The sequence below is a fragment of the Exiguobacterium sp. s160 genome (genome assembly GCF_018617575.1).
GTDB lineage: Bacteria > Bacillota > Bacilli > Exiguobacteriales > Exiguobacteriaceae > Exiguobacterium > Exiguobacterium aestuarii_A.
The window spans coordinates 279,828-301,489 of sequence record NZ_JACSKK010000002.1; the positions used below are offsets into that span (position 1 = coordinate 279,828).

At 48.1% G+C, this 21,662-nt stretch carries 22 protein-coding genes; 7 read left to right on the forward strand and 15 right to left on the reverse strand.

All coding sequences use genetic code 11. From position 1 onward, the window contains the following. Positions 1 to 160 precede the first annotated feature (160 nt). Positions 161 to 625, forward strand: a complete 465-nt coding sequence (locus KNO86_RS07285) for a GNAT family N-acetyltransferase (RefSeq protein WP_214694612.1) — start codon at positions 161 to 163, stop codon at positions 623 to 625. A 47-nt stretch (positions 626 to 672) separates the two neighbouring features. Continuing rightward, the gene (locus tag KNO86_RS07290) at positions 673 to 1,437 is read left to right on the forward strand and encodes a MerR family transcriptional regulator (protein ID WP_214694614.1); all 765 of its coding nucleotides are present in this window, start codon (positions 673 to 675) and stop codon (positions 1,435 to 1,437) included. Positions 1,438 to 1,446: 9 nt separating this feature from the next. Here the strand turns inward: KNO86_RS07290 and KNO86_RS07295 are convergent, their stop codons facing one another. Genes KNO86_RS07295 through KNO86_RS07320 form a run of 6 tightly spaced genes read right to left on the reverse strand, consistent with a single transcriptional unit; the run spans position 1,447 to position 7,656 of the window. Beyond that, positions 1,447 to 2,106 (reverse strand): hypothetical protein, encoded by a 660-nt coding sequence (locus KNO86_RS07295; RefSeq protein WP_214694616.1) that lies wholly within the window; start codon positions 2,104 to 2,106, stop codon positions 1,447 to 1,449. A 28-nt stretch (positions 2,107 to 2,134) separates the two neighbouring features. Beyond that, positions 2,135 to 3,136 carry a polysaccharide deacetylase family protein gene (locus tag KNO86_RS07300; RefSeq protein WP_214694618.1) on the reverse strand — a complete coding sequence of 334 codons (1,002 nt, stop codon included), beginning with the start codon at positions 3,134 to 3,136 and terminating at the stop codon, positions 2,135 to 2,137. A gap of 5 nt (positions 3,137 to 3,141) precedes the next feature. Then, complete coding sequence (locus KNO86_RS07305; protein WP_214694627.1) at positions 3,142 to 3,726, reverse strand: hypothetical protein; 585 nt, start codon at positions 3,724 to 3,726, stop codon at positions 3,142 to 3,144. Between the two features lie 12 nt (positions 3,727 to 3,738). Next, on the reverse strand, positions 3,739 to 4,881 hold the full coding sequence (locus KNO86_RS07310; RefSeq protein ID WP_214694629.1) for an aminotransferase class I/II-fold pyridoxal phosphate-dependent enzyme: 1,143 nt from the start codon (positions 4,879 to 4,881) through the stop codon (positions 3,739 to 3,741). After that, positions 4,878 to 5,726 carry an NAD-dependent epimerase/dehydratase family protein gene (locus tag KNO86_RS07315; protein ID WP_214694630.1) on the reverse strand — a complete coding sequence of 283 codons (849 nt, stop codon included), beginning with the start codon at positions 5,724 to 5,726 and terminating at the stop codon, positions 4,878 to 4,880. The genes KNO86_RS07310 and KNO86_RS07315 overlap by 4 nt, the downstream gene beginning before the upstream one ends. Before the next feature lie 13 nt (positions 5,727 to 5,739). Next, a complete protein-coding gene (locus KNO86_RS07320) occupies positions 5,740 to 7,656 on the reverse strand; it encodes a polysaccharide biosynthesis protein (protein WP_214694636.1) in 1,917 nt (638 codons plus the stop codon). A 397-nt stretch (positions 7,657 to 8,053) separates the two neighbouring features. Between KNO86_RS07320 and KNO86_RS07325 the strand changes: the two genes are divergently transcribed. Then, positions 8,054 to 8,806 carry a homing endonuclease associated repeat-containing protein gene (locus KNO86_RS07325; RefSeq protein ID WP_214694643.1) on the forward strand — a complete coding sequence of 251 codons (753 nt, stop codon included), beginning with the start codon at positions 8,054 to 8,056 and terminating at the stop codon, positions 8,804 to 8,806. A gap of 47 nt (positions 8,807 to 8,853) precedes the next feature. Here KNO86_RS07325 and KNO86_RS07330 read toward each other — a convergent pair whose 3' ends face one another. From KNO86_RS07330 to speE, 4 genes are all read right to left on the reverse strand, one after another. Further along, a complete protein-coding gene (locus KNO86_RS07330) occupies positions 8,854 to 9,810 on the reverse strand; it encodes a sodium-dependent bicarbonate transport family permease (protein WP_214694650.1) in 957 nt (318 codons plus the stop codon). 217 nt (positions 9,811 to 10,027) lie between these two features. Then, positions 10,028 to 10,387 carry a Na-translocating system protein MpsC family protein gene (locus tag KNO86_RS07335; protein WP_031422162.1) on the reverse strand — a complete coding sequence of 120 codons (360 nt, stop codon included), beginning with the start codon at positions 10,385 to 10,387 and terminating at the stop codon, positions 10,028 to 10,030. Further along, complete coding sequence (gene speB / locus KNO86_RS07340; RefSeq protein WP_214694652.1) at positions 10,388 to 11,269, reverse strand: agmatinase; 882 nt, start codon at positions 11,267 to 11,269, stop codon at positions 10,388 to 10,390. Continuing rightward, complete coding sequence (gene speE / locus KNO86_RS07345; RefSeq protein WP_214694654.1) at positions 11,266 to 12,105, reverse strand: polyamine aminopropyltransferase; 840 nt, start codon at positions 12,103 to 12,105, stop codon at positions 11,266 to 11,268. The genes speB and speE overlap by 4 nt, the downstream gene beginning before the upstream one ends. Positions 12,106 to 12,360: 255 nt before the next feature. Between speE and KNO86_RS07350 the strand changes: the two genes are divergently transcribed. The 4 genes from KNO86_RS07350 to cls all read left to right on the forward strand — a co-directional run bounded on the left by KNO86_RS07350 (position 12,361) and on the right by cls (position 16,608). Continuing rightward, a complete protein-coding gene (locus KNO86_RS07350) occupies positions 12,361 to 13,245 on the forward strand; it encodes an EAL domain-containing protein (protein WP_251126951.1) in 885 nt (294 codons plus the stop codon). A gap of 187 nt (positions 13,246 to 13,432) precedes the next feature. Beyond that, on the forward strand, positions 13,433 to 14,617 hold the full coding sequence (locus KNO86_RS07355) for a chloride channel protein (protein ID WP_214694658.1): 1,185 nt from the start codon (positions 13,433 to 13,435) through the stop codon (positions 14,615 to 14,617). Between the two features lie 65 nt (positions 14,618 to 14,682). After that, positions 14,683 to 15,033 carry a hypothetical protein gene (locus KNO86_RS07360; protein ID WP_214694660.1) on the forward strand — a complete coding sequence of 117 codons (351 nt, stop codon included), beginning with the start codon at positions 14,683 to 14,685 and terminating at the stop codon, positions 15,031 to 15,033. 45 nt (positions 15,034 to 15,078) lie between these two features. Continuing rightward, on the forward strand, positions 15,079 to 16,608 hold the full coding sequence (gene cls / locus KNO86_RS07365; protein ID WP_353047686.1) for a cardiolipin synthase: 1,530 nt from the start codon (positions 15,079 to 15,081) through the stop codon (positions 16,606 to 16,608). On the opposite strand, the gene KNO86_RS07370 is transcribed toward cls, so the two are convergent. From KNO86_RS07370 to KNO86_RS07390, 5 genes are all read right to left on the reverse strand, one after another. Then, positions 16,584 to 17,117, reverse strand: a complete 534-nt coding sequence (locus tag KNO86_RS07370) for a TVP38/TMEM64 family protein (protein WP_251126952.1) — start codon at positions 17,115 to 17,117, stop codon at positions 16,584 to 16,586. The two genes, cls and KNO86_RS07370, sit on opposite strands and share 25 nt — an antisense overlap. A gap of 65 nt (positions 17,118 to 17,182) precedes the next feature. Further along, positions 17,183 to 18,460 carry a dicarboxylate/amino acid:cation symporter gene (locus KNO86_RS07375; protein ID WP_214694666.1) on the reverse strand — a complete coding sequence of 426 codons (1,278 nt, stop codon included), beginning with the start codon at positions 18,458 to 18,460 and terminating at the stop codon, positions 17,183 to 17,185. Between the two features lie 157 nt (positions 18,461 to 18,617). After that, complete coding sequence (locus KNO86_RS07380) at positions 18,618 to 19,121, reverse strand: YwhD family protein (RefSeq protein WP_214694668.1); 504 nt, start codon at positions 19,119 to 19,121, stop codon at positions 18,618 to 18,620. Positions 19,122 to 19,176: 55 nt separating this feature from the next. Beyond that, the gene (locus KNO86_RS07385) at positions 19,177 to 20,226 is read right to left on the reverse strand and encodes a DUF871 domain-containing protein (protein WP_214694671.1); all 1,050 of its coding nucleotides are present in this window, start codon (positions 20,224 to 20,226) and stop codon (positions 19,177 to 19,179) included. Between the two features lie 60 nt (positions 20,227 to 20,286). Further along, entirely contained in the window at positions 20,287 to 21,660 is a 1,374-nt protein-coding gene (locus KNO86_RS07390; RefSeq protein WP_214694673.1) for a PTS transporter subunit EIIC, read from the reverse strand. Between the last annotated feature and the right edge of the window lie 2 nt (positions 21,661 to 21,662).

Here is a 21,662-nt window from a genome sequence, read left to right on the forward strand (position 1 = left end):
TTATTCGTGCTGTGAACTTTATATCATTAGCGCAATCGTTTGCACGATGCAATAAATTTATCTTACCAAAAAACATTCGATGATACAAAGATGTTTCATCAGCATACTCAACGTGTACCCTACACGATTTTGAAAAGAAATGAAAGCGAGGTGCCTCATCATGTTTCGATTTGCTACACTTGATGATTTTTCAGCCATCGACCAATTGATTGTAAAGAAAGCGAAAGAATTTCAGACAGCCGGGAAGTCCCAATGGGCCAAATATTTAGAGCCGAGTCGCTCGGATTATGTCCGCCACGATTTAACGAAAGGGACTGTATTTGTATATGAACGTGACCACCATGTCGTCGGTGCCGTCAGTCTCATCCCACCGACCGATTGGGACCATCATCTATGGGATGACCCGGACGGTGCCGTCTACTTGCACCGACTTGTCACGGACTCGAACGTAAAAGGAGAACGCATCGGCGAGCGTCTGATGCAGTACGCCCTATCTCACACTGCTTCGACCGTTCGATTGGATTGCGTGGCAGACAACATGTTCTTGAACGGATACTATCCTCAATTCGGCTTCCGTTACATCGGGGAGCGGAACGGATTTTCGTTATTTGAAAAACAGGCTTGACCTTGACGTGACGTCAACCCTTACGCTTGTGCTAAGGAGGTGAAGGGATGTATACGATTCAACAGCTTGCGTCACTCGCCGGCACGACGGCGCGGACACTTCGACATTATGACTCGATTGGATTACTCGTCCCCATGCGTGACGACAATGGCTACCGCCGTTATACGTCGCGAGATGCCGAGCGTCTACAGCTGATTTTACTGTATCGAACACTCGACGTTCCGCTCGATCAAATCGGAGAACTACTCGATGCATCGGCGTTTGATCGAGTCGAAGTACTGAACGAACATGTCGAGGCGTTACGACAAAAAGCCGCCTATTTCGCGCAACTCGCGGAGACGGCGGAAAAGACCCTCACCTCACTCAAAGGAGGGATTCCAATGGATGACAAATCACTGTTCAAAGGATTGTCTTATGAAGAGATTCAAGCACATGAGGCAAAGCATCAAGATGAGGTAATCGAGCGTTGGGGAGAGAGTTCTGCTTACAAAACCGCACAGGAACGAGCTGCGAAGCGCTCAAAAGCGGACTGGGAACGTATAAATCAGATGCAACTCGATTTGATTGCGCCACTCGTCGATTTGTTTCGTTCACAAGTCGCAATCGAAGATGACCGTGTTCAATCAGTCGTCAGAGACAATCATCTGTTTATCGACAAACACTTTTACGATTGTTCGCTCGACATGTTCAGCGGACTCGGACAGATGTATGTAGCGGATGAGCGATTCACCGCCTATTATGACCGCTTCGAACCAGGTCTTGCATCGTACTATAACGAAGCCATCCAATATTATTGTATCGCCAACAGTTAAGTCCAAGCCTCAGGCTTGGACTTTGGTCTGTCGACGGTTCGGTCGCGCGTGATCCAGCGTTTCAATGTATCGGCGCAACATCGGCAAGACCGTGGTCAATTGTAAATAAGGATAGGTGGCAAAATTGTCGCTTCCGCCTTTATAGATGACCGCCCGATCGAGAACGCGCCATCCTTGTGTCGTCCATTGTTCGAGCGTCGCCTCACAAAAAGAAGGCACAGATTGAATCGCCCAATAGGCTTGTAGCTGCCCTTCCGCCATCGATGGACGAACGGTGATGATGGGGCATGACAACTGGTTCAAACGACTCGACTCGATTGGACCGGTTTCATGAATCACGAGCAACTTCGGTGCAAGTCGTTCGAGCCACATGAGCGTTTTGTCATCGTTCAAGGATGAGACATGGATGAGGTGATGAGGAGGAATCGGAGAATCCTGTAATGGATAACGCTCTCTCACTTCTCGAATACGCGCTTGACTCGTCCATTTCATAAATGGCGTCGCCCATCGAATATATAGATGAGTCATCCACTGTTTGAGCGACTGCGGTCGATGTTCAGTGGGACCGTCTTCTTGAATGACATGTGTCACGCCTAAATCGCGGATAGCGTGATAAATATGCTTAGACGTTTCATGCTCACTAATCAGCAGAACAATCGGTCGAACCATATCGATGACACCTCCGTCATTGGATTAATTAGCCGTGTCCTTGTTGCGAGACTTGGGTCTGTTGATGACAATGCTCAGCTACCTCTTCCATCGACAAACTCATCCACCCGTACTCTTTCTCGAGCACTTTATAATGTTTGAGAATAGCCTCAAGCATATCTACATTTTGTTCAATATTCTTTCCGAAGTTATGAGGATGCCACCATAAATGATACAACTCACCCCGTTTGGCAGCTTGTGTCATCCCTTGCTTAATACGACGGAGTTTGAGGAATTCAACCATTCGTAAGGATGGGAAATATGGACGAAGAAAACGACTCGACGGCACATTGTATGGATGAGACTGTTGTATGGCATTCCATGTAGATGTATGATGGCCTGTCAAATTGATATACGTATCAAGCAACCGAACCGCACGTCGGAATAGGCTTTCGTCTCCCCGAGCATCCGGATGATAAATCCGATGTTGTTCATTCCCACGATAGACTTCAATCCCCAGCATACCTGCGGCTTGATGGAATGCTTCACTTGATTGATTACGTGGATAAACGATGCTTTGAATGGTTATGTTATGAGACGCCGCTACTCGTTTCGCCGCTTCAATATCGGATTTGAACGCTTCAAGCGTGACCCCCTCTTCTAGACAAGATAGATGTGAGAACGTATGGGTCCCAATCGTCTGATGTGGGGTTTTCATAATTTGATCGACTAACGATTTTCCAAAATGGTAAGGATCCGTTTGCTCATCTTCGCCTACCTGCTTTAACCATTCATATGAGGAATACTCGGGATGAACATAATTTGGTAAACGTGTCGGTAAATGACGAAGTAGTTCAGCTTTCGATTCAAAAAATAGAAATCCTACCGTCGCCCATGTCACATGCATGCCGTATGTCGTAAATAATTCCAGTAAACGAGGCACGACTTGACGAGCACCTAAAATATTTTCACTGTAGTCCCCCAACGCGACTGCATCGAATGTTCCCCAGTTCAGTTCGAAGTCTAGTGAGATGACAAACGCCCCATTCATATGATTCACTCCCTTCCTTTCCATTCCGTTTCATAAATTCCTAGTTCATCAAGCGCACGTTTCCATGATCCGAAGCGCCTCGACACTTTTGCGACGCTCGGTTTCCGAAACCGCTTTGCCCATTTTTGATACGTGATTGCATTAAATGGCTTTAATATACGATACGCTTCGAACAATGCTTGAACCATCTCTACTTTCTCGCGTTCTGGTTGAACCGTGAAGTGTTGTTCTTCTAAGCGGTCCACTGCTTTAATCGCCAGACTCCAAGACCCAAAATGGGTAATAATATCACCAATGGAGGGAACATCTTTGTCTTCAGCCCATTGTCGATAATGAGCACTCGTCAACCGACCTTCTTGTTTTAAGGCGATACGGAGCGCGAGAATGATTTCTTGCGCCTCATATCGTCTCGCCTCAAGTAACCCTGATGCTTTCAACGCACTCGTCCATGTCCCATAGACATGCAAGATATCTAGAAACGTGGGAGCATTTTGTCCTTGGCTCCATCGTTGATATTGTGTCACTGTGAGAGATGGAGTCAGAGATGCCGCCGTTTGAAGCGCTTGGATGATCTCTGCTTCCGTTTTCATTTCATTTCCTCCTTACACGCTTTTTTCTTTTACGAAATGGCGTGTATCTAGCACGGCCTGAATCACTCTCTGCTGTTCGCCAATCGTCAAGCTCGAACTCGATGGCAAGCAAATGCCGTTTTCAAATAAGTGACGACTCACGTCTTCCCCATCCACCGTGACATATTCGGCGTCTCGATAGAGCGGTTGTAGGTGCATCGGTTTCCAGACTGGTCGTGATTCAATCCCTGCATCGTTTAACTGTTGAATCAACTGATCGCGTTTTGCGATGTCTCGTCCGAGTTGCATGGCGGTCAACCAACGATTCGCACGAGAGAATGGAATTTCTTGTTGATACGTGACATCAATCTCTGAAAACATTTGTGCATATCGACGAAAAACGTTGCGTCGCGCTCGGACTCGTTGTTCAATGACCTCTAGCTGTCCACGACCGATTCCTGCTGACACGTTGCTCAAGCGATAGTTGTAACCAACTTCTTCATGCTCGTAATGTAAAACGTTCTCTCTTGCCTGCGTTGCGAGTTTCAACGCATATTGGCGCTGACTGTCAGAGCCTAGCAATAACATCCCTCCACCGGACGTGGTAATAATTTTGTTCCCATTGAACGAATAGAATCCGATATCTCCAATCGTACCGGTCATCTGCCCTTGCCAAGTCGCTCCGAGCGATTCCGCAGCATCTTCAATCAATGCCACCCCGAACTCTTGGCAAATTTGACGAATTTCGCCGATTTTCGCGACCACCCCGTATAGATGAACAACGATGACCGCTTTCGGTAATGTTCCTTTCGTAGCGGCTTGAACCAATGCTTTTCGCAATGCTTCCGGTGACATGTTCCACGTTTCCTTCTCTGAATCGATGAATACAGGTGTTGCTCCGACATAAAGAATCGGATTGACCGAAGCGACAAACGTTAGTGACTGACAAAAAATCACATCTCCTCTTTCGATTCCTAACGTCAACAACGCGAGATGGAGCGCCGCTGTGCCAGAACTCGTCGCGAGCGTATGCGTATGATCAACGTACTTCCCAAGCTCTTCCTCAAAGGCGTTGACGTTCGGACCGAGTGGCGCAATCCAGTTACTTGCGAATGCTTCCTCTACATATGCCATCTCTCGTCCGGACATGTGCGGTTTTGATAATAAAATATTCATGTGCTCATGTCCTCCTTCATCATCGTTTGATAAGTGTCGTACCATTCAAGCGTCTTCCTTAACCCTTCATGCAGCGGGGTGAGCGGTCGAAATCCAATCATTACTTCTAGCGTAGGCAAATCTGTTTCTTGAAAGACATGGTCACGCATCGGTAGAGATACATGGACAGGTCGATGTAGCTGGTGTCCGATTTCCGTGAGCAGCGTTTGGACGTGTACATAATCCGAGGCATCGATTCGGAACTGCCCGACAAGCGACAATCCTGACTGAACCAATCGAATGACGCGAACGACGGTTTCGACCACATCATCGATATAAGAGGCTTTTACAATATCCGTTGCATAGTATCCGACCATACGATGTCCTTGATCGATGGCAAGTACCGCTTTTGAGAACAACGTCGTCGAATCATCCCAAGGTCCGTATACATCTTCTGTAACAATATGAAGGGCTAAGGAGGAATGCCGAGTGTATTCGACTGGAAGGTCAAACGTGATAAACGATTGAATCGTCATTCGATTTTTTTGATTCGTAACAAGCTGTTTTACTTGTTCATAACGTTCTATTTTTCGATGTTGATACACATTCGATGACCCGCTGCACAAGATGACGTGATTCGGTTCATACATGGTCGCGATTTGACGCATGTTTGGTCTATGTGCGACATCCGTTTGAATGAGATGAAACAACGGGTGAGATAAGACATATAGCCGTTGTCTCGCAAGTTGTGTTTTCGTTTCTCCTTCGTCATCAATCCCAATCACTTCATATCCTTCCTTTAATAACCGTCGAGCAAGGTGAAAACCTTTGAATGTGGACACACCAACCACCATGACACGATCCATTGCACTCCCCCCTTTAATTTCCATCGACGACTCGGATATGCACTTGCTGGGCAGGGATAAATTCGAAGCCACTTGCAAAAATACGTTGCAGATCACGATCAATGTCGTCACTGTTTGCGACGAACAGCAAAGCGTCTGTCAATGCTGGACCGTTCTGTCGGAAGTGTTCAATCAACCGTAAGATTGGGCCGACCGATGTGAAGGGACGGGTGCAACCGACGAAAATTTTCGGAAAAACATTCGCCTTTGGATCTAGTTCATTCGTAGCCAACAATTCTTCGTATAACTTTTCACCTGGGCGAATTCCGGTTACTTCAATCGGAATTTGTTCGATGGTGAATCCACTAAGTTCAATCATCTTCTTAGCTAAATCAATGATTTTGACAGGGTCTCCCATATCCAGTACGAAGATTTCTCCACCTCGGGATAATACGCTCGCTTGAATGACAAGTCGACTCGCCTCTGGAATGGTCATGAAGTAACGTGTCATTTCCGAGTCCGTTACCGTGACTGGCCCCCCTTGGGCAATTTGATCCTTAAAGAGCGGAACGACCGAACCACGACTACCAAGAACGTTACCGAATCGAACGACAGCAAAAATCGTATTGCTTGAGCGAGCTTTTTCCTGAACGATCATCTCTGCAATCCGTTTCGTCGACCCCATGACGTTCGTTGGATTGACCGCTTTATCGGTCGATACCATGACGAATCGATCGACCCGATATTTCGAAGCCACATCGACCATATTCTTTGTGCCATAGATGTTATTTTTCACCGCCTCAAGAGGGTTGTCTTCCATCAATGGAACGTGTTTGTGCGCTGCCGCATGATAGACGATATCTGGATGATACGTTTGAAAGACGTGTTCGAGGCGCTCTAGGTCTTGTACATCCCCGATGACTGGATGAAGTTTTGTCTCAAGCCCGAGTCCGTTTAATTCTTTTTCGATTAAATAAATACTGTTTTCACCGTGTCCAAGAAGAATCATCTCAGCAGGTTTAAACTTGATCAATTGACGACAAAGTTCCGAACCGATTGATCCTCCTGCTCCCGTCACGAGGACCGTTGCTCCTTCCACGTGTTTCGAGATGCCTGAAATATCAAGTTGTACCGGTTCTCGACCTAACAAATCCTCGATTTTCACTTCACGGATTTCATTGATCGACACATTTCCCGTTGCAAGTTCAGACAACATCGGGAGTGCATGTGATTCAACGCCAGTCTTTTCAATCCGTTTCAACAATTCGATGCGTCTCGCGTGTGCTAGACTCGGGATAGAGAAAATGACGACTTCGATTCCTTGCTCCTCTATAATCCGTTCTAAATCGTCTGTCGTTCCGAGAATCGGAACCCCGTGTACGTATAACGATTCGAGCATCGGATCATCATCAAGAATTCCAACTACGTTAAGTACGTTCGTCCGATACTCTTTCAACTCACGTACGATGAGCTGCCCAGAGTTCCCCGCCCCGATAATGAGTGTTTTCCGTCCTTGTGGGGTAGCATACGGTTTGAATGTATGCAAAACGTGATGGCGGGCCAAAAAGCGAGTAAATAAAATCATGTTGAATGCCAGCAGTCCTTGAACCGCAATCATGACACCGAGCCCGCGACCAAATTGAAATTGATTGTAGGCGAATAGAATCAAGTCGCTGCTAATCAACGCAATGGTTACTTGTTTCATTTCATGGATTGAAGCGTACCGCCAGTCGATGCGATGAATTTTCAAATGCGCCCCGACGAGCATAAAACTGATCATCTTAATGAACACCATCAGCAACAGATCATACGTCGTCGCAGTGTACGGCATCACTTTCGAAAATAAAATATCAAACGTCATATATAAGACGATTGAAACGATTGCGATATCGACGCAGAAAAACAGGAGATTTCTGCGATTTCTTCGATATACGTTGACGAGTGTAGCCATCGTTTTTAGCACCTCCAAATGTCTAAGTTGTGTAATCGTGTTGGGTATGGTGTGCGAAGAATGCGTTGATGCTAGTAAACTACCCGAGTCGTTGTAACAAATTTAAGGATAATACGAGCTTTTTGTTATTAATGAAATCGCTGTAACAAATAAGTTTACGAAGTTATTCTCATCTTTTCTTTCACATAATGAATAATTTTCTCTTAAGCGGGAATGGAAAGAACATACCAAATAAAATTGGATGTTGTTGACAACTGTGTTTTGAATGAAAAGGAGGTACCCGTAACGCATCGCTGTTTGACTTCTGTACGACCAATCTGACAACATACATGTTCATTCACACCAAGAGACCCTCTGAGACGCCCGTGAGCGTTCACACAAAAGGAGAGACACCAAGATGAAAAAATGGACAAGACCTCAAATCGTACAAGCTTTGCAGTTGGCTGCCCAAGAATATGCAGAACTCGATTCCAAACAATATAGCGTTTGGTCTCAAGACAAAAATGTCCCTTCCCTTTCAACCGTCATCCACCAATTTGGTTCGTGGCGTGAAGCCCTCGTTGCGGCACAAATTAAGCTTTCGTTTCATTATTATTCAGACGAAGATATTCTACGTGCATTAAACAAAGCTGCAGAAGAGCTCACGCTGTTCACGAGTCAAACGTACCGAGAATGGTCAAAAGTGACACGATCGCCTTCTCTCACACTCATCAGCAGTCGTTTTGGTTCTTGGTCGAACGCACTTCGGGAAGCCAAACTTCAAACAACGGCCGCAAAAAATAGTGAGGAACGGATTATCCAAGCCTTAATCGAAGCATCGGAAGAACTCGAACGCCTTACGTCTCAGCATTATGCCGTGTGGGCGCAGGAACGAGGCTATCCGACCGTTGCGACAATCGCCAGAAAGTATGGTTCTTGGAGCTATGCTCTTTTCGTGCTGGACATCGCTCCTCCAAAACGAAAATGGGATGAGGAAGATGTAATCGAAGCCCTCCGGCTTGCGAAAAAAGAATTGTCTCACTTCAGCATCCTTCATTATCGAAAATGGGCGGAAGGACGAAACGTACCCAGTACATCGACGATTAACGTCCTCTTTGGAAGCTGGACGGCCGCTCTTAAATGTATGGAAGCGCAAAAAGTGACGCAGTGATGCACAACACACACAAAAGCACCGACTCGGGAAGAGTCGGTGCTTTTTCATGTGACGATTGCAATATACAACGGAATGCCAATCAACAAGTTGAAGGGGAACGTGACCGCAAGGGAGAGAGTCAAATAAAAGGACGGTTTCGCTTCAGGGACTGAGGCTTGTAGCATCGCAGGCGCGGCGATGTATGAACCGCTCGCAGCTAATGTCATAAGAAGTATCGTTCCTCCTTCCGAAAGACCAGCGACACCCGCCGCCAAAAAGCCAACAAGTGCCCCAATCAACGGGAATAACATCCCCATCGCGACGAATTTCAGCCCATACGTTGGTACCGTCTTCAACTGTTGTCCGACTTTCACCCCCAATCCTAATAAGAAGAGGAGCAACACCCCTGGGAACAAGTCCACAAAGAACGGTTTGAGCGGAGTCGCATCTGGAGTCACGAGTCCGACCACAAGACCTGCCAACATGAGTAGGATGCTCTTCGAAAATAAGCTATCCCGGAGGACAGACAGCGAATTTGTCTTACTCGACGTCGCCGTGATCCCCATCACCTGTGTTTGGTTGTACAACAGCAACGCCACAATCAATCCAGGGATTTCAAGCACGACGACCAATGTCGTCATGAACGGCTCATATCCAACCCCAAGTCGCTCAAGCTGCGTCGATGCGGCCACATAAGTTACGAGTGAGACGGAACCAAACGTCGCAGCCATGGCAATCCGTTCATGGAAACTGAATTTCAGAAGACCTCCCGCAATAAACGCGAGTATCGGCAATAAAATTCCAATCAATAGTGTCACCGTCAACGGTAGGGCAATTTCCTCTAGGGAGACCGAGGCGAGCCCCATCCCACCTTTTAATCCAATGGCTAGTAGTAAGTAAATGTTGAGCGTCGTGCTCAGTGAATCGGGAATCTTCAAGTTCGACTTCCCGACTGCAGCAATCACACCCGTCACAAATAGAAGCACGGGAGCGCTCGTCAGTAAAAATAAAAACAGATCCATACATGTTCCTCCTTGGCGACAAAAAAGCGCACACCTAAAGAAGGCGTGCGCTGTATGCCGACGGCTCGACTATTCGCTCCGTCAGGCCGACAACTGTCGGTTGATTAAATTGTTCAGTAGCTCCGTAAGAAGATCTCGAAAGCACGCCTCGTGACGACTCGTCCATTCGCTCCTCTCACGTCTCTGAATTTCATTTTAAAAAGTCGACGTTCCGTTGTCAATCGGTTTGATCCCAAGGTGCGTCCAACCGAAAGACGATGAGACGCTCCCCTGTTTTCGTACTGATGTCCGTGTGGAGCGAAACAATCGAACGGCCGAGCACTTGCCCGACAATCGTTTCAAGTTGGCTCCGCCCCGATTCAACGAGATTGTTGCGGTATTTCTTCAATTGCTCGCGACCTGACGACTTGGTGGCCAAGTCATACTCGGCCGGCGTCAACACACCTTGGAGTGTGACGATGGCGAGGTCCCGAAGCAGGTCTGCCTTACACGTCAATGACCCACGACCCAAGTATTCTTTTTCCCATTGGGTGATCCGGGCGCTCAGTTCCATTTCCAGCTGACCTTTTTTCCGCATTTACTTCACGAATCCAATCATCATCTCACGAAGAATTTTTGCTGCCGCGATGGCCGTCATATCCGACTGATCGTATGCCGGTGACACTTCGACAAGGTCTGCACCGATGATGTCGAGGTCTGCGTTTGCGATGGCGTGTACCGCTTCTAACAATTCTTTCGTCGAGATGCCGCCGATTTCTTGTGTGCCTGTCCCAGGTGCTGCTGACGGGTCAAGAACGTCGATGTCGATTGTGACATATACTTTTTTCCCAGCGAGTGTTGGTAAGACGCGCTTGAGTGGCTCGATGACTTCAAATTGATGCATGTTGTAGCCGACTTCACGTGCCCACTCGAACTCTTCTTTCATCCCTGAACGGATTCCGAACGAGTAGCAGTTCGATGGTCCAATCAAGTTTGCCGCTTTTTTAAGCGGAGTCGAGTGCGAGAGTGGCTCGCCTTCATACTCATCCCGAAGGTCCGTATGCGCATCCAAGTGGATGATGACAAAGTCGTCGCCGTACACGTCGTGCATCGCTTTGATGATCGGCCATGTGACGAGGTGTTCGCCACCCATTCCGAGTGGGAACTTGCCTGCTTTGACGACATCTTTTACGAACGCCTCAATGAGGTCGAGCGACTTCGGTGCGTTCCCAAATGGAAGTGGGATATCCCCTGCATCGTATACCGCCGCATCTGCCAAATCACCGTCTAAATACGGGCTGTATTCTTCAAGGCCGATCGACACTTCACGAATTCGGTTCGGACCGAAACGTGAACCTGGGCGGAAACTGACCGTCCAGTCCATCGGCATCCCGTAAAGAACCGTCTTCGCCTCTGTCACCTCTGGGAGACTAGCGATAAACACTTTACCTGAGTATGCTTCATCAAAACGTTTGATCATTTTGTCAAATCCTCCACGAATTTCGGAAGAACGAACGCCGCGTTGTGAAGCTTTGGCGTGTAGTATTTTGTTTTGATGTCATGGAAACGCTCAGCCGATACTTGTTCCGGATCATACTTCTTCGAACCGATTGTGAATGTCCACATACCGCTCGGATACGTCGGAACGTTCGCTGTGTATAGTTTCGTGATTGGGAAGATTTCCTTCACGTCACGTTGAACCGTTTGAATGAGTTCTGGTGTGAACCATGGGTTATCCGTTTGTGCGACAAAGATGCCATCCTCTTTGAGTGCTTTCGAGATTCCTGCATAGAATCCTTTTGTGAAGAGGTTCGCTGCTGGTCCGACCGGTTCTGTCGAGTCGACCATGATGACGTCGTACTCGTTCTCTGACTTCGCAATATGCATGAAACCGTCACCGACGATGACTTCAACGCGTGGGTTATCAAGTTCACCGGCAATGTTCGGCAAGTATTTCTTCGAATATTCAATGACTTTCCCGTCGATATCAACGAGAACTGCTTTTTCAACTGATGGGTGTTTCATGATTTCACGGATGACACCACCGTCTCCCCCACCGACAACAAGCACATGCTTTGGATTCGGGTGTGTAAAGAGTGGGACGTGTGCGACCATCTCGTGATAGACGAATTCGTCCTTATCCGTCGTCATGACCATCCCGTCAAGTAACAACATCGTTCCGAACTCGTCCGTTTCGACCATTTCTAGTCGTTGAAACTCCGTTTGTTCGCTCTCATAAACGTGGTTTACACGGAACGTGATCCCGTAATCTTCTGTTTGGTGCTCCGTAAACCATAATTTTAATTTTTGGTCCATCGATAGAACCCCTTTCTGTTCAAAAAGTTGTTCGTATGCGAGTGGCGTTTTGAGGCGCTTCTTAATCATACGATAGGAAGTATACAAAACCTGTACCCATTTTGCACGATTTTTTTGAAGAATGCTTCCCGAATGTGAGTTTTTTGTGAGACGTGACCGATATACTGAATGAACCAATTTTAAATGGAAAGGTGGAATAGTATGTGGTCACCCTGCGCTTCTTGTAATACAATAATTCCTTTGATTGCTCAAGGGATGCTCGTCACAACATTCAAGGAATACCCATATACATCGTTTGAAGAACTAGATGCACTCCTCACACAAGCAAACGGAACGGTATATTGTGTCGATCCTGCATCGAACCGTCAGACCCCGCCGCTTGAGGTCGAGGCGCTAAAAGATCAACTTGCACATCGGCATATCATTGAACAGATTCAACACGGAACGTTCGAGAGTTACCTCCAACCCATCATCTTCCTCGATTCTACGGAAACGTTCGGGTATGAGGCGCTCCTCCGTAGCGAAGCCAACATCTCGCCTTTTGATTTATTTCGGACGGCAAACCGTTTCGGTCTTCATTCGAAGCTCGATCAAAGAGCTCGTGCTGAGGCGATTAAAGCGACATACGAAGCCGTCGCCTCTCACCAAAAGACATTCATCAACTTCTTACCGTCAACGATTTACAACCCGGACTATTGCCTCCAGCATACGTTCGACATCATCGACCGATATCAACTGAGCCCGGATCGCTTCATCTTTGAAGTCGTCGAGACGGAAAAGGTACATGACGTCGATCATTTACAGCACGTATTTTCTACATATAAAAAGCGTGGGATGCAAGTTGCGTTAGACGACGTCGGTGCAGGCTTCTCGACCATCGATATGTTGAAACGACTCGAACCGGACTATGTCAAAATCGACCGTTCGTATGTTTCGTTTTGCGATGAAGACGCCGAAAAGCGGGACTTCCTCAAAAAAGTGCGTGCGTTGACCCACTCGATGGGAATCACACTTCTCGCCGAAGGTGTCGAGCGCATCGAAGAAGCCGATGTGTGTCGTGAACTCGGCTTTGACTTGGCCCAAGGGTATCTCTTCGGAAAACCGGTTCCTGCAAAAGAGCACGTCATCAAAACAGCATAAGCACGGATTTTTATTCCAAGTGTGGGCATCGACTTCATCGAGTGCCTGCACTTTTTTATTTCCCATGGTGAACAGCGCCCATTTATCACTTCTAAATCGTTTCATCGATTTTTAGGTTTCGGTCTGATGTGTTCAGGAGATAGCATATTATAGAAGGTCGACGTGAGCGAAAGAGGTGGAGATGTAGATGAAATCATGGATTGTCAGTGGCTATGCCATCGTACTTGGAATCATCATCGGTTTAGTAAGTTGGCTTTTCTTATCCGTTGTTTATAAAGGGATTCATGTTGTGTGGCATACGGTACCTGAGCAATTTGATTTTCCTTTTTATGTGTTTCTTGTCCCGGTCATCGCCGGTGTATGCATCGGTCTGTTGCAACGTCGGTATGGGCGAATGCCCCGTCTCATGCCTGAGGTGCTAGAAGAACGAAAAGGAACGGGACGCATTGACTATCGTTTGATCGGATTTACGACACTGACCGCCCTCCTCGTTCTCATCGGAGGCGCAAGTCTCGGTCCCGAGGCAGCGCTCGTCGGCATCGTCGGCGGACTCACGACATGGTTCTCGGAGCGTATTCGCTACGTCCGTCAAGAGCTAGGGGAATTACAAGAAGTCGGTCATGCCGTCGTGCTCGGGATTGTCTTCAACGCGCCACTATTTGGTGCCATTGCGGCGGAAGAAAGCGAGCAGAAAAAGCAACCGATACTGAACCTGCTTGCGACACTCGCCGGAATCGGGACGTTTTATTTACTCAACCAACTTGACGAGCGTCCACCGTTCATCATTAAATTTCCCGCGATTGAAAGTGTCCAGATCGATTGGAGGATGTTATGGATTGTTCTTGGCGGCATGGTTCTCGGCTGGCTTTACTTGGTCAGTGAACATGCATTGATGCGCCTCTTCTCAAACGTGCCTATTCTAATCCTCACGACACTCGGTGGCGTCGGAATCGGGATCATGGCTCTTCTTTATCCGGACCTCCTCTTCTCTGGAGAAGAAACGATTCTTGAGTATATCGACGAATGGAGTCTGATTCCGCTCTACACCCTTCTCTTATTTAGTGTATTGAAACTGCTCTTTACGGCGTTCTGTCTAGCGACGGGATGGCGCGGTGGGCATATTTATCCGCTGCTCTTCTCTTCGTTCACGCTCGGTTATTTTTTCAGCCTCTTGTTCGAACTCGATATGACGTTTACGGTCGTTCTGACGACGAGTGCTTTACTCGCCACGGCAATGCGACAACCATTGGCCATCATCGTATTACTTGTACTCTTTTTCCCACCGAATAGTTGGCTCTATGTATTTGCGGTCGTGGCAATCGTTTCTAAAATTCCACTTCCCTCATTCATCCATTCACCAGTGAAACCTTGATTTTAGAAATGCAAAAAAGGGTAATGGATGTATAGTTATGCAATCTCTCGAAAGGAGGAACGGTTGTGAGCGAATACGAAATGGCAGTTGAAAACCTAATTGACGCAGTTAGCTCGGATTGGATTAGCATCATTTTAGCTATTTTAGTCGTGATTATGGGGATTGTCGTTTTCATCTATGTCGTCATGACAATCGTCGACATGTTTTTATCCAAGGACATCGTCTGGGGAATCGTTGAAGTCATCGCTCTATTCGTAGGACTGGCAGTGCTCTTGTCCGTCTTCTACTACTGGAATCGAAATCGGGTCAAAGCACAGTTCGGTCTCTTCCTCGTCTTATTCTCTCTCGCAGTGAATGTATACTTCTTCGTTCGTTACGCGGACGAAATCAACGCTGTCTTGAACAGTGTGTACTAAAAAACGAGGGGAGAATCCCCTCGTTTTCATCGTTTTGGAAAGGTGGTGTTTCCTTTGAAACGTCGCGTCATTCAACTCATCATCATGATCATCAGTGTCATCTTGCTCGTCGGTCTCTTATTTTGGCTCGATGTCCTCATTCCCGTATTAATCGGAATCGCAATCGTCGCACCGCTCGTCGTCGGTTGGCAGATTTTATTTGACCAAGTACAGCCCCAAGGGAAGCTCGCCTGGTTATTGACCGTATTCTTTATCCCATACATCGGCGTCTTGGCATGGGTCATGTTCGGACGTACCCCACGCCGCCACCGACGCTTTAAACGGACATCGTCAGAAATACGGATGTTAAGGCAAGCGATTGAGAGTGAAAAAATCGAGACTTCTCCCGATATCGTGTCTGCCTATCCATTGACACGGACACTTGAAAAACTAGGAGCAATCGGTGCGGACGCTCACACGTCGACAACTCTCCTCGTCAACGGCGAAGAAAAATTCGACGCACTGTTAGACGCCATCAATAGTGCGACAGACCATATTCACATTCAATACTATCTATTTAGAACCGATGAGATTTCACTAAAGGTCCGAGATGCACTCATCCAAAAATCAAATGAGAATGTCATCGTTCGCTTTTTATATGATGGACTCGGTAGCCAAGAAATCGGGGAAGATTTTATTCAGCCGTTACGGGAATCCCGTGTCCACGTCCAAGCATTCGATCCGGTCCTGCACCCTTATCTCGTCTTCAATGCCAACTTCCGCAACCATCAAAAACTGATTGTCGTGGATGGACGAATCGCGCTAACAGGCGGGTTGAACGTCGGTGATGAATATCTCGGAAAAAATGAGAAGCTCGGTTTCTGGCGTGACACGCATCTACGTCTCGAAGGTCCGCTTGTCCGAGAACTCCAACAGCTCTTCGTCGAGAACTGGTTATATGCGGGACAAGGGACAATCGATGAGACGTGGGACCTATTCGCAGATGAAGAGCATCTCTCTCAGTACTTTGTGAATGAACCGAAAGGACAAAACGGGGCGACACAACTGCTCGTCACGTCACCGGGTAAAGACGTGACGATTCGTGACGGGTTGATGCGTCTGTTGATGGAGGCAAAAGAGTCGATCTGGCTCACCACCCCATACCTTGTGCCTCCACCTGAACTGTTGGCGATTCTTGAAGTCGCAGGTCGTAGCGGCATCGATGTACGTATCGTCGTACCAGGCAAGGGGGACGAATGGTTCAGCTTCCATGCGACCGAGTATTATTTCGAACAGCTGTTGAAGCGGAACATTAAAATTTATAAATACAATCGCCATTTCATTCATGCGAAAACGCTTCTGATCGATGGCAAAGTTGCCCTCGTCGGGTCAGCCAATTTCGATTTTCGAAGTATGTTTCTCAACCATGAGATGATGATCGCTCAATTCGATACGACGTCGATCCAACAACTTCACGAAGCCTTTTTAAAAGATTTTGAAGAATCGATTTTAATCGACTGGGCCGTGTTACGAAAGAAAACGACCGGTAAGCGATTCGTCGAGGCGTTTTGTCATATCTTTTCGCCTCTTCTTTGACGCATCCGCCAGACAAGGTAAGAAACACCGACGAGACCGACCAAGAACAATTGCCATCCGACCGTCAATTGCATCGCTGCTGTCACCGCTAGTCCTTCCATGATGAGGCCAGGCACTTTCCCAATCGTACTTGCGACCGCGAACGAGGCGAGTGTCATACGACTGAACGCTGCCGATAACGTGACGAGTCCAGACGGTACGAACGGCATGAGACGCATGCCAAGGACGAGAAACCATGCCTCGGCCCCTGTGGCCTCACGGAGTCGCTGAAACCGGCCACCGTCCGGGGACGTGTAACGATGTAGCGCTTTTCGGTAAAGGATGAAACTGACGATGGCTCCTACCGCCTCACCGACAATCGAGATGAGAATACCGGGTACGAGGCCGAGGACGCTCACGTTGATCGCCGTCAAAAAGGCACTCGGTAACACTCCGGCCACCGCAATCACACTATTTAGTATGATGCTTATGACTAAAAATAAAGGAAGCGGGAGCAGTTCCCATTCCATAACCATCACTCTTTCTATTCACAAAATAAGGACCATGACGCGTTTTGTCATGGTCCTTTACTATATCATAGCGATGATGAAGAGGTCGCACCCGCTTCATCCCACGAGTCTTCGTCGACTGGTGGTAGGTGTTTTTCTTCCAATTTCGAAACGACAACCGCACATGCCGCATCCCCCGTGATGTTGACAGATGTGCGAAGCATATCGAGAATACGGTCGACCCCGATAATGAGGGCAATTCCCTCTACCGGCAAGTTGACCGACTGAAGGACGAGGGCAAGCATGACAAGCCCGACTCCTGGTACACCCGCTGTCCCGATTGAAGCGAGGACCGCCGTAATGACGACCGTCAACAATTGAGTCATTGTTAAATCAGACGCGAATACTTGCGCGATGAAGATGGTTGCAACACCTTGCATGATGGCTGTTCCGTCCATGTTGACCGTTGCCCCGAGTGGTTGCACGAACGAAGAAATCGAACGTGGCACACCGAGTTTTCTCTGTGCAACTTCCATCGATACCGGAAGCGTCGCATTCGACGAAGATGTCGAGAATGCGAACGTCATCGCCTCATAGAAGTTTTTGAAGAAAAACACTGGGCTCATCTTCCCGATGAAGTAAACGGCTGCCCCGTATACAATCGTTGCGTGTAAGAAGAGCGTCAAGACGACGGCGATCATATACCATGCCATGGCGACGACCGCATCGAGACCGATACCTCCAATCGCCGAAGCAATCAATGCGAATGCGCCGTATGGCGCGAGCTTCATGACGATATGGATGAGGTACATCATGATGCGATCACCTTGTTTGACGAATTGACGCCATGTCTTCGCCTTGTCCCCAAGGGCGATTAACGCAAATCCAATCAATGCTGCAAAGACGATGATTTGAAGCATGTTTCCTTCAGCGAGTGCCGTAATCGGATTCGTTGGAATCATATTGACGAATGTCTGTACGATATTTGAAGAATCCTCGGTCGCTGTTGACTCAAATTCAAGACCTGTTGTTTGGAAGTCCCCACGTTCCCCTGGTTGTAAGACAGATGCGACGCCCATCGCCAACATAATCGCAAGTGCTGTCGTCGCTAAGAAGAACAAAATCGACTTCGTCCCGACCCGACCTAGCTCTTTCGGGTCCCCGAGACCCATGACGCCTAAAATAATCGAGAAGAAGACAATCGGCACGACTAACATTTTAATTAAATTCAAAAAAATCGTTCCGACCGGAGATAAAATATACGGATTTACAATCTCATAAATTGAATCCGGCAATCCTGCCAATCCGAGACCAACTACAACACCTAGCGCGAGACCGATTAAGATTTTTTTCGTTTCGCTCATCGTATCACCCTTTCTTTTTTTCACAATGTAGTCAGTATATCATAATACTGAATTTTCATACAATTACAAATGAATATCTCTTCAGTTACATAATTTCCTGTTACTCCCAAAAATGCGAAACAAAAAAGATTGGAGACGAAAAATTCGTCCAATCTTTTTACTCGGCGCCTAAGCGCTCGAGCTCTGCATGAAGTTCAGTCGAGTTTGACCAAATTTCTGGGCGATGTTCTTGCAAGAAATTCGCCAATACGTCGCGGGACGGAGCGTCCATCATGTCGATTAAAATCCGACCCTTCAACGATTTGTCCATCTGATTGACGTGATACGGCAATAGTTTATAACCTCGTCTCGCCTCGACATCTACCAACATGTCACACGCCGCGATGCCGCCATAATAAAAGCCTTCTCGTTTTCGACCGACCGTCACCCAAACGATCCAGTATGGTTTCCCATTCGGTACCGCTTCTTGGTCCGTCAAAAACTTGATGCGCTTCTCGATGGCAGATTTTGCGTGCATCGCACCCATATCGATTGTCGCCGTGCCCGCCTCGACATCGATGATGACCGGGGACATGTTATTTAAACTAAGCGAACCGACACCAAAACCGCCGTGTCCGTCCGTCGCGTCGTCTGAAATGATATTAAAATTAATGTCTTTCATGTTCCACCCTCCCTCTCTACTGTACACAATGATATAGGACGGTGGCAATCCTGAGTCACTTCCAGTCAATTTGAAAACGTCTTCCCGGTCCAATGTGACGGATGAGCGTGCGGTCCATCTCAATGACCCGACCGATGACGTTGACCCGTTCATCTGCCTTCAAATCCCGTTTCGTCACTTGCAGTTCTCCCGCATAACGTCCATATCGTTCGTTGTCCAACGTGATGCTGCCGAGCAGTCGTTCTTCTGTATTTTGCGATTGAATCAAATGGTCCCCAGGTCGTCCGTAAGCTCTCGATTCGACCGAGCGAATGACATCTCGGGCTGGGTCCATCCGGTTCGTATGCAGTGTCGGTAATGAATCGACACGGTACTCTGAAGTTGCACGAAGGAGGATGATCCCTTCATCGTACGCCTGAAATTGTCGCGTCGCCTGATTTGACACACGTGGATCACCAATCAAAATCCGGTCGACCGTCGCTTGTAAATCGATATAACACGAAAGCGGAGACTGATGGCGATGCTCCTCGAGTGCCGGTAACGTTTCATGAAGAGGTCCACGTAACTGTTCATCTCCAGGAATGAACGCCTGTACTTTGATTCCTTGCGCATGTAACCAGGCGTTTCTCTCGTCAAACCAGGAGCGGTCGAGCCCCGTCTCAGGACGGGGATAAAAATTATGCCACGCTTCGACGTGGTCCCGTCGTAGCCCTTGTCGCAACATCTCTTCAAGCTCTGTTTCCGTGAGTGTACTGGCATTGAGTGCGACCATCATATGTCGTGACAAGTCGGCCACTTGTTTCGGTGTGACGCCATAGTCGACACGTAACCCCGTGACGCCCCAGTCCAACAGTGTATGGGCATCATTCCAGTCCTTGCCGAGCGCCTGTAGAGATGACGGGGCGATGTCTGCCACGAGCTCCATGTTTAGGCGTCTTGCCAATTCCCCTAACTGCTGGAGCCGTCCTGTGTATAACGTCGAATCGTCTTCTGGAATATGAAGCGACGTGAAGATGCTCGTGAATCCGCTCTCTCGCATGCGTTCGATCCAATCAATGGACGCAAACGTCAGTTCCTCACTTAAGTAAACGGAAATCCCTCTCATCTATTTCCCTCCTCACAAAACGTATAGAAAAAGATGACTCGAGCGAGCCATCTTTGTTTGTCAAATCCCATCCGCCATCTCTTCTTTGAAGCCGAAGAAATAAGTGAACAGGAAGCCTGCCGTATACGAAATCAATAGTCCGGCGACATACGTTAAGTACATCCCGTCGTCAATCAGCGGCGTAAGGGATAGACCCGATACACCAATTCCAAGTGCGGCCGTCTTCATCGTTGCTTGGAAGGCACCACCGACCGCTGCCCCGAGACATGCCGTTAGGAACGGGCGTCCGAGCGGAAGCGTGACCCCGTAAAGGAGCGGTTCGCCGATTCCGAGGAAACCGACCGGGATGGCCCCTTTAATAATATTACGGAGTCGCGGGTTGCTTGTCTTCACAAAGATTGCAAGCGCCGCACCGACTTGACCGGCACCCGCCATCGCCAAGATTGGAAGGAGCGCCGTCGTCCCAACTGTGTTCAACAGTTCTAAATGAATCGGCGTCAAACCATGGTGTAATCCGACCATGACGAGTGGTAAGAAGAAGCCGGCCAAAAGTGCCCCGGCGACGGGGCCCCCGACTTCAAGCGTCGCATTGATTCCTCGCATGATCCCATCTGACAATACACCCGCGACCGGCATGATCGCATAGAGTGCCGTAAATCCGACGATGAGGACCGTGAAGAGTGGTGTGAAGATAATATCGATCGATACCGGCATGAAGCGACGAATGTGCTTCTCAATATAAGTCATGAGCCAACCGGCAAAAATGACACCGAACAAGCCACCGCGTCCGACGACGAGCGGTTCCCCATAAATGACGATGTCCGCAAGGAGCGGGTTGAACAGAATCCCCCCGGCAATCGCCCCGAGCACCGGTGTCCCCCCGAACTCTTTCGCCGTGTTCCACCCGACAAGGATGGCTAAGTATGCAAAGACTGTGCTACCGAGCACGAGCAAAATCTGCATCCACGTCTCCGTTCGGTCGACACCGGCGTTGACAGCAAAGTTCGCCGCACCGTTGATGATTCCTGAAGCAACAAGACCTGGAATGAGTGGAATGAAGATATTCCCGAGTCGACGGAGAAATCGTTTGAACGGTGACTTTTGCTTCTCTTTTACTTTTTGACGTTCGACCGCTGCACGTTCCTCTGGCGTCAAGTTCGAATCCACTGACTCTTCTCCAATCGCAAGGCCTGTCTCATGACTCATATAATCCGCGACCCGATTCACCGTTCCCGGACCGACGACGATTTGTAACGTCTCATCATCGATGACACCCATGACGCCATCAATCTTCTTCAAGGCGTCAAGATCGGCTTTGGTCGGATCCTTCAACGACAACCGGACACGCGTCATACAGTGAGCGAGTTGACGAATGTTCTCTTTCCCCCCGACATGTGCGAGGATGTCCCGTGCTAAAACCTCTTCTTTCTTCATCT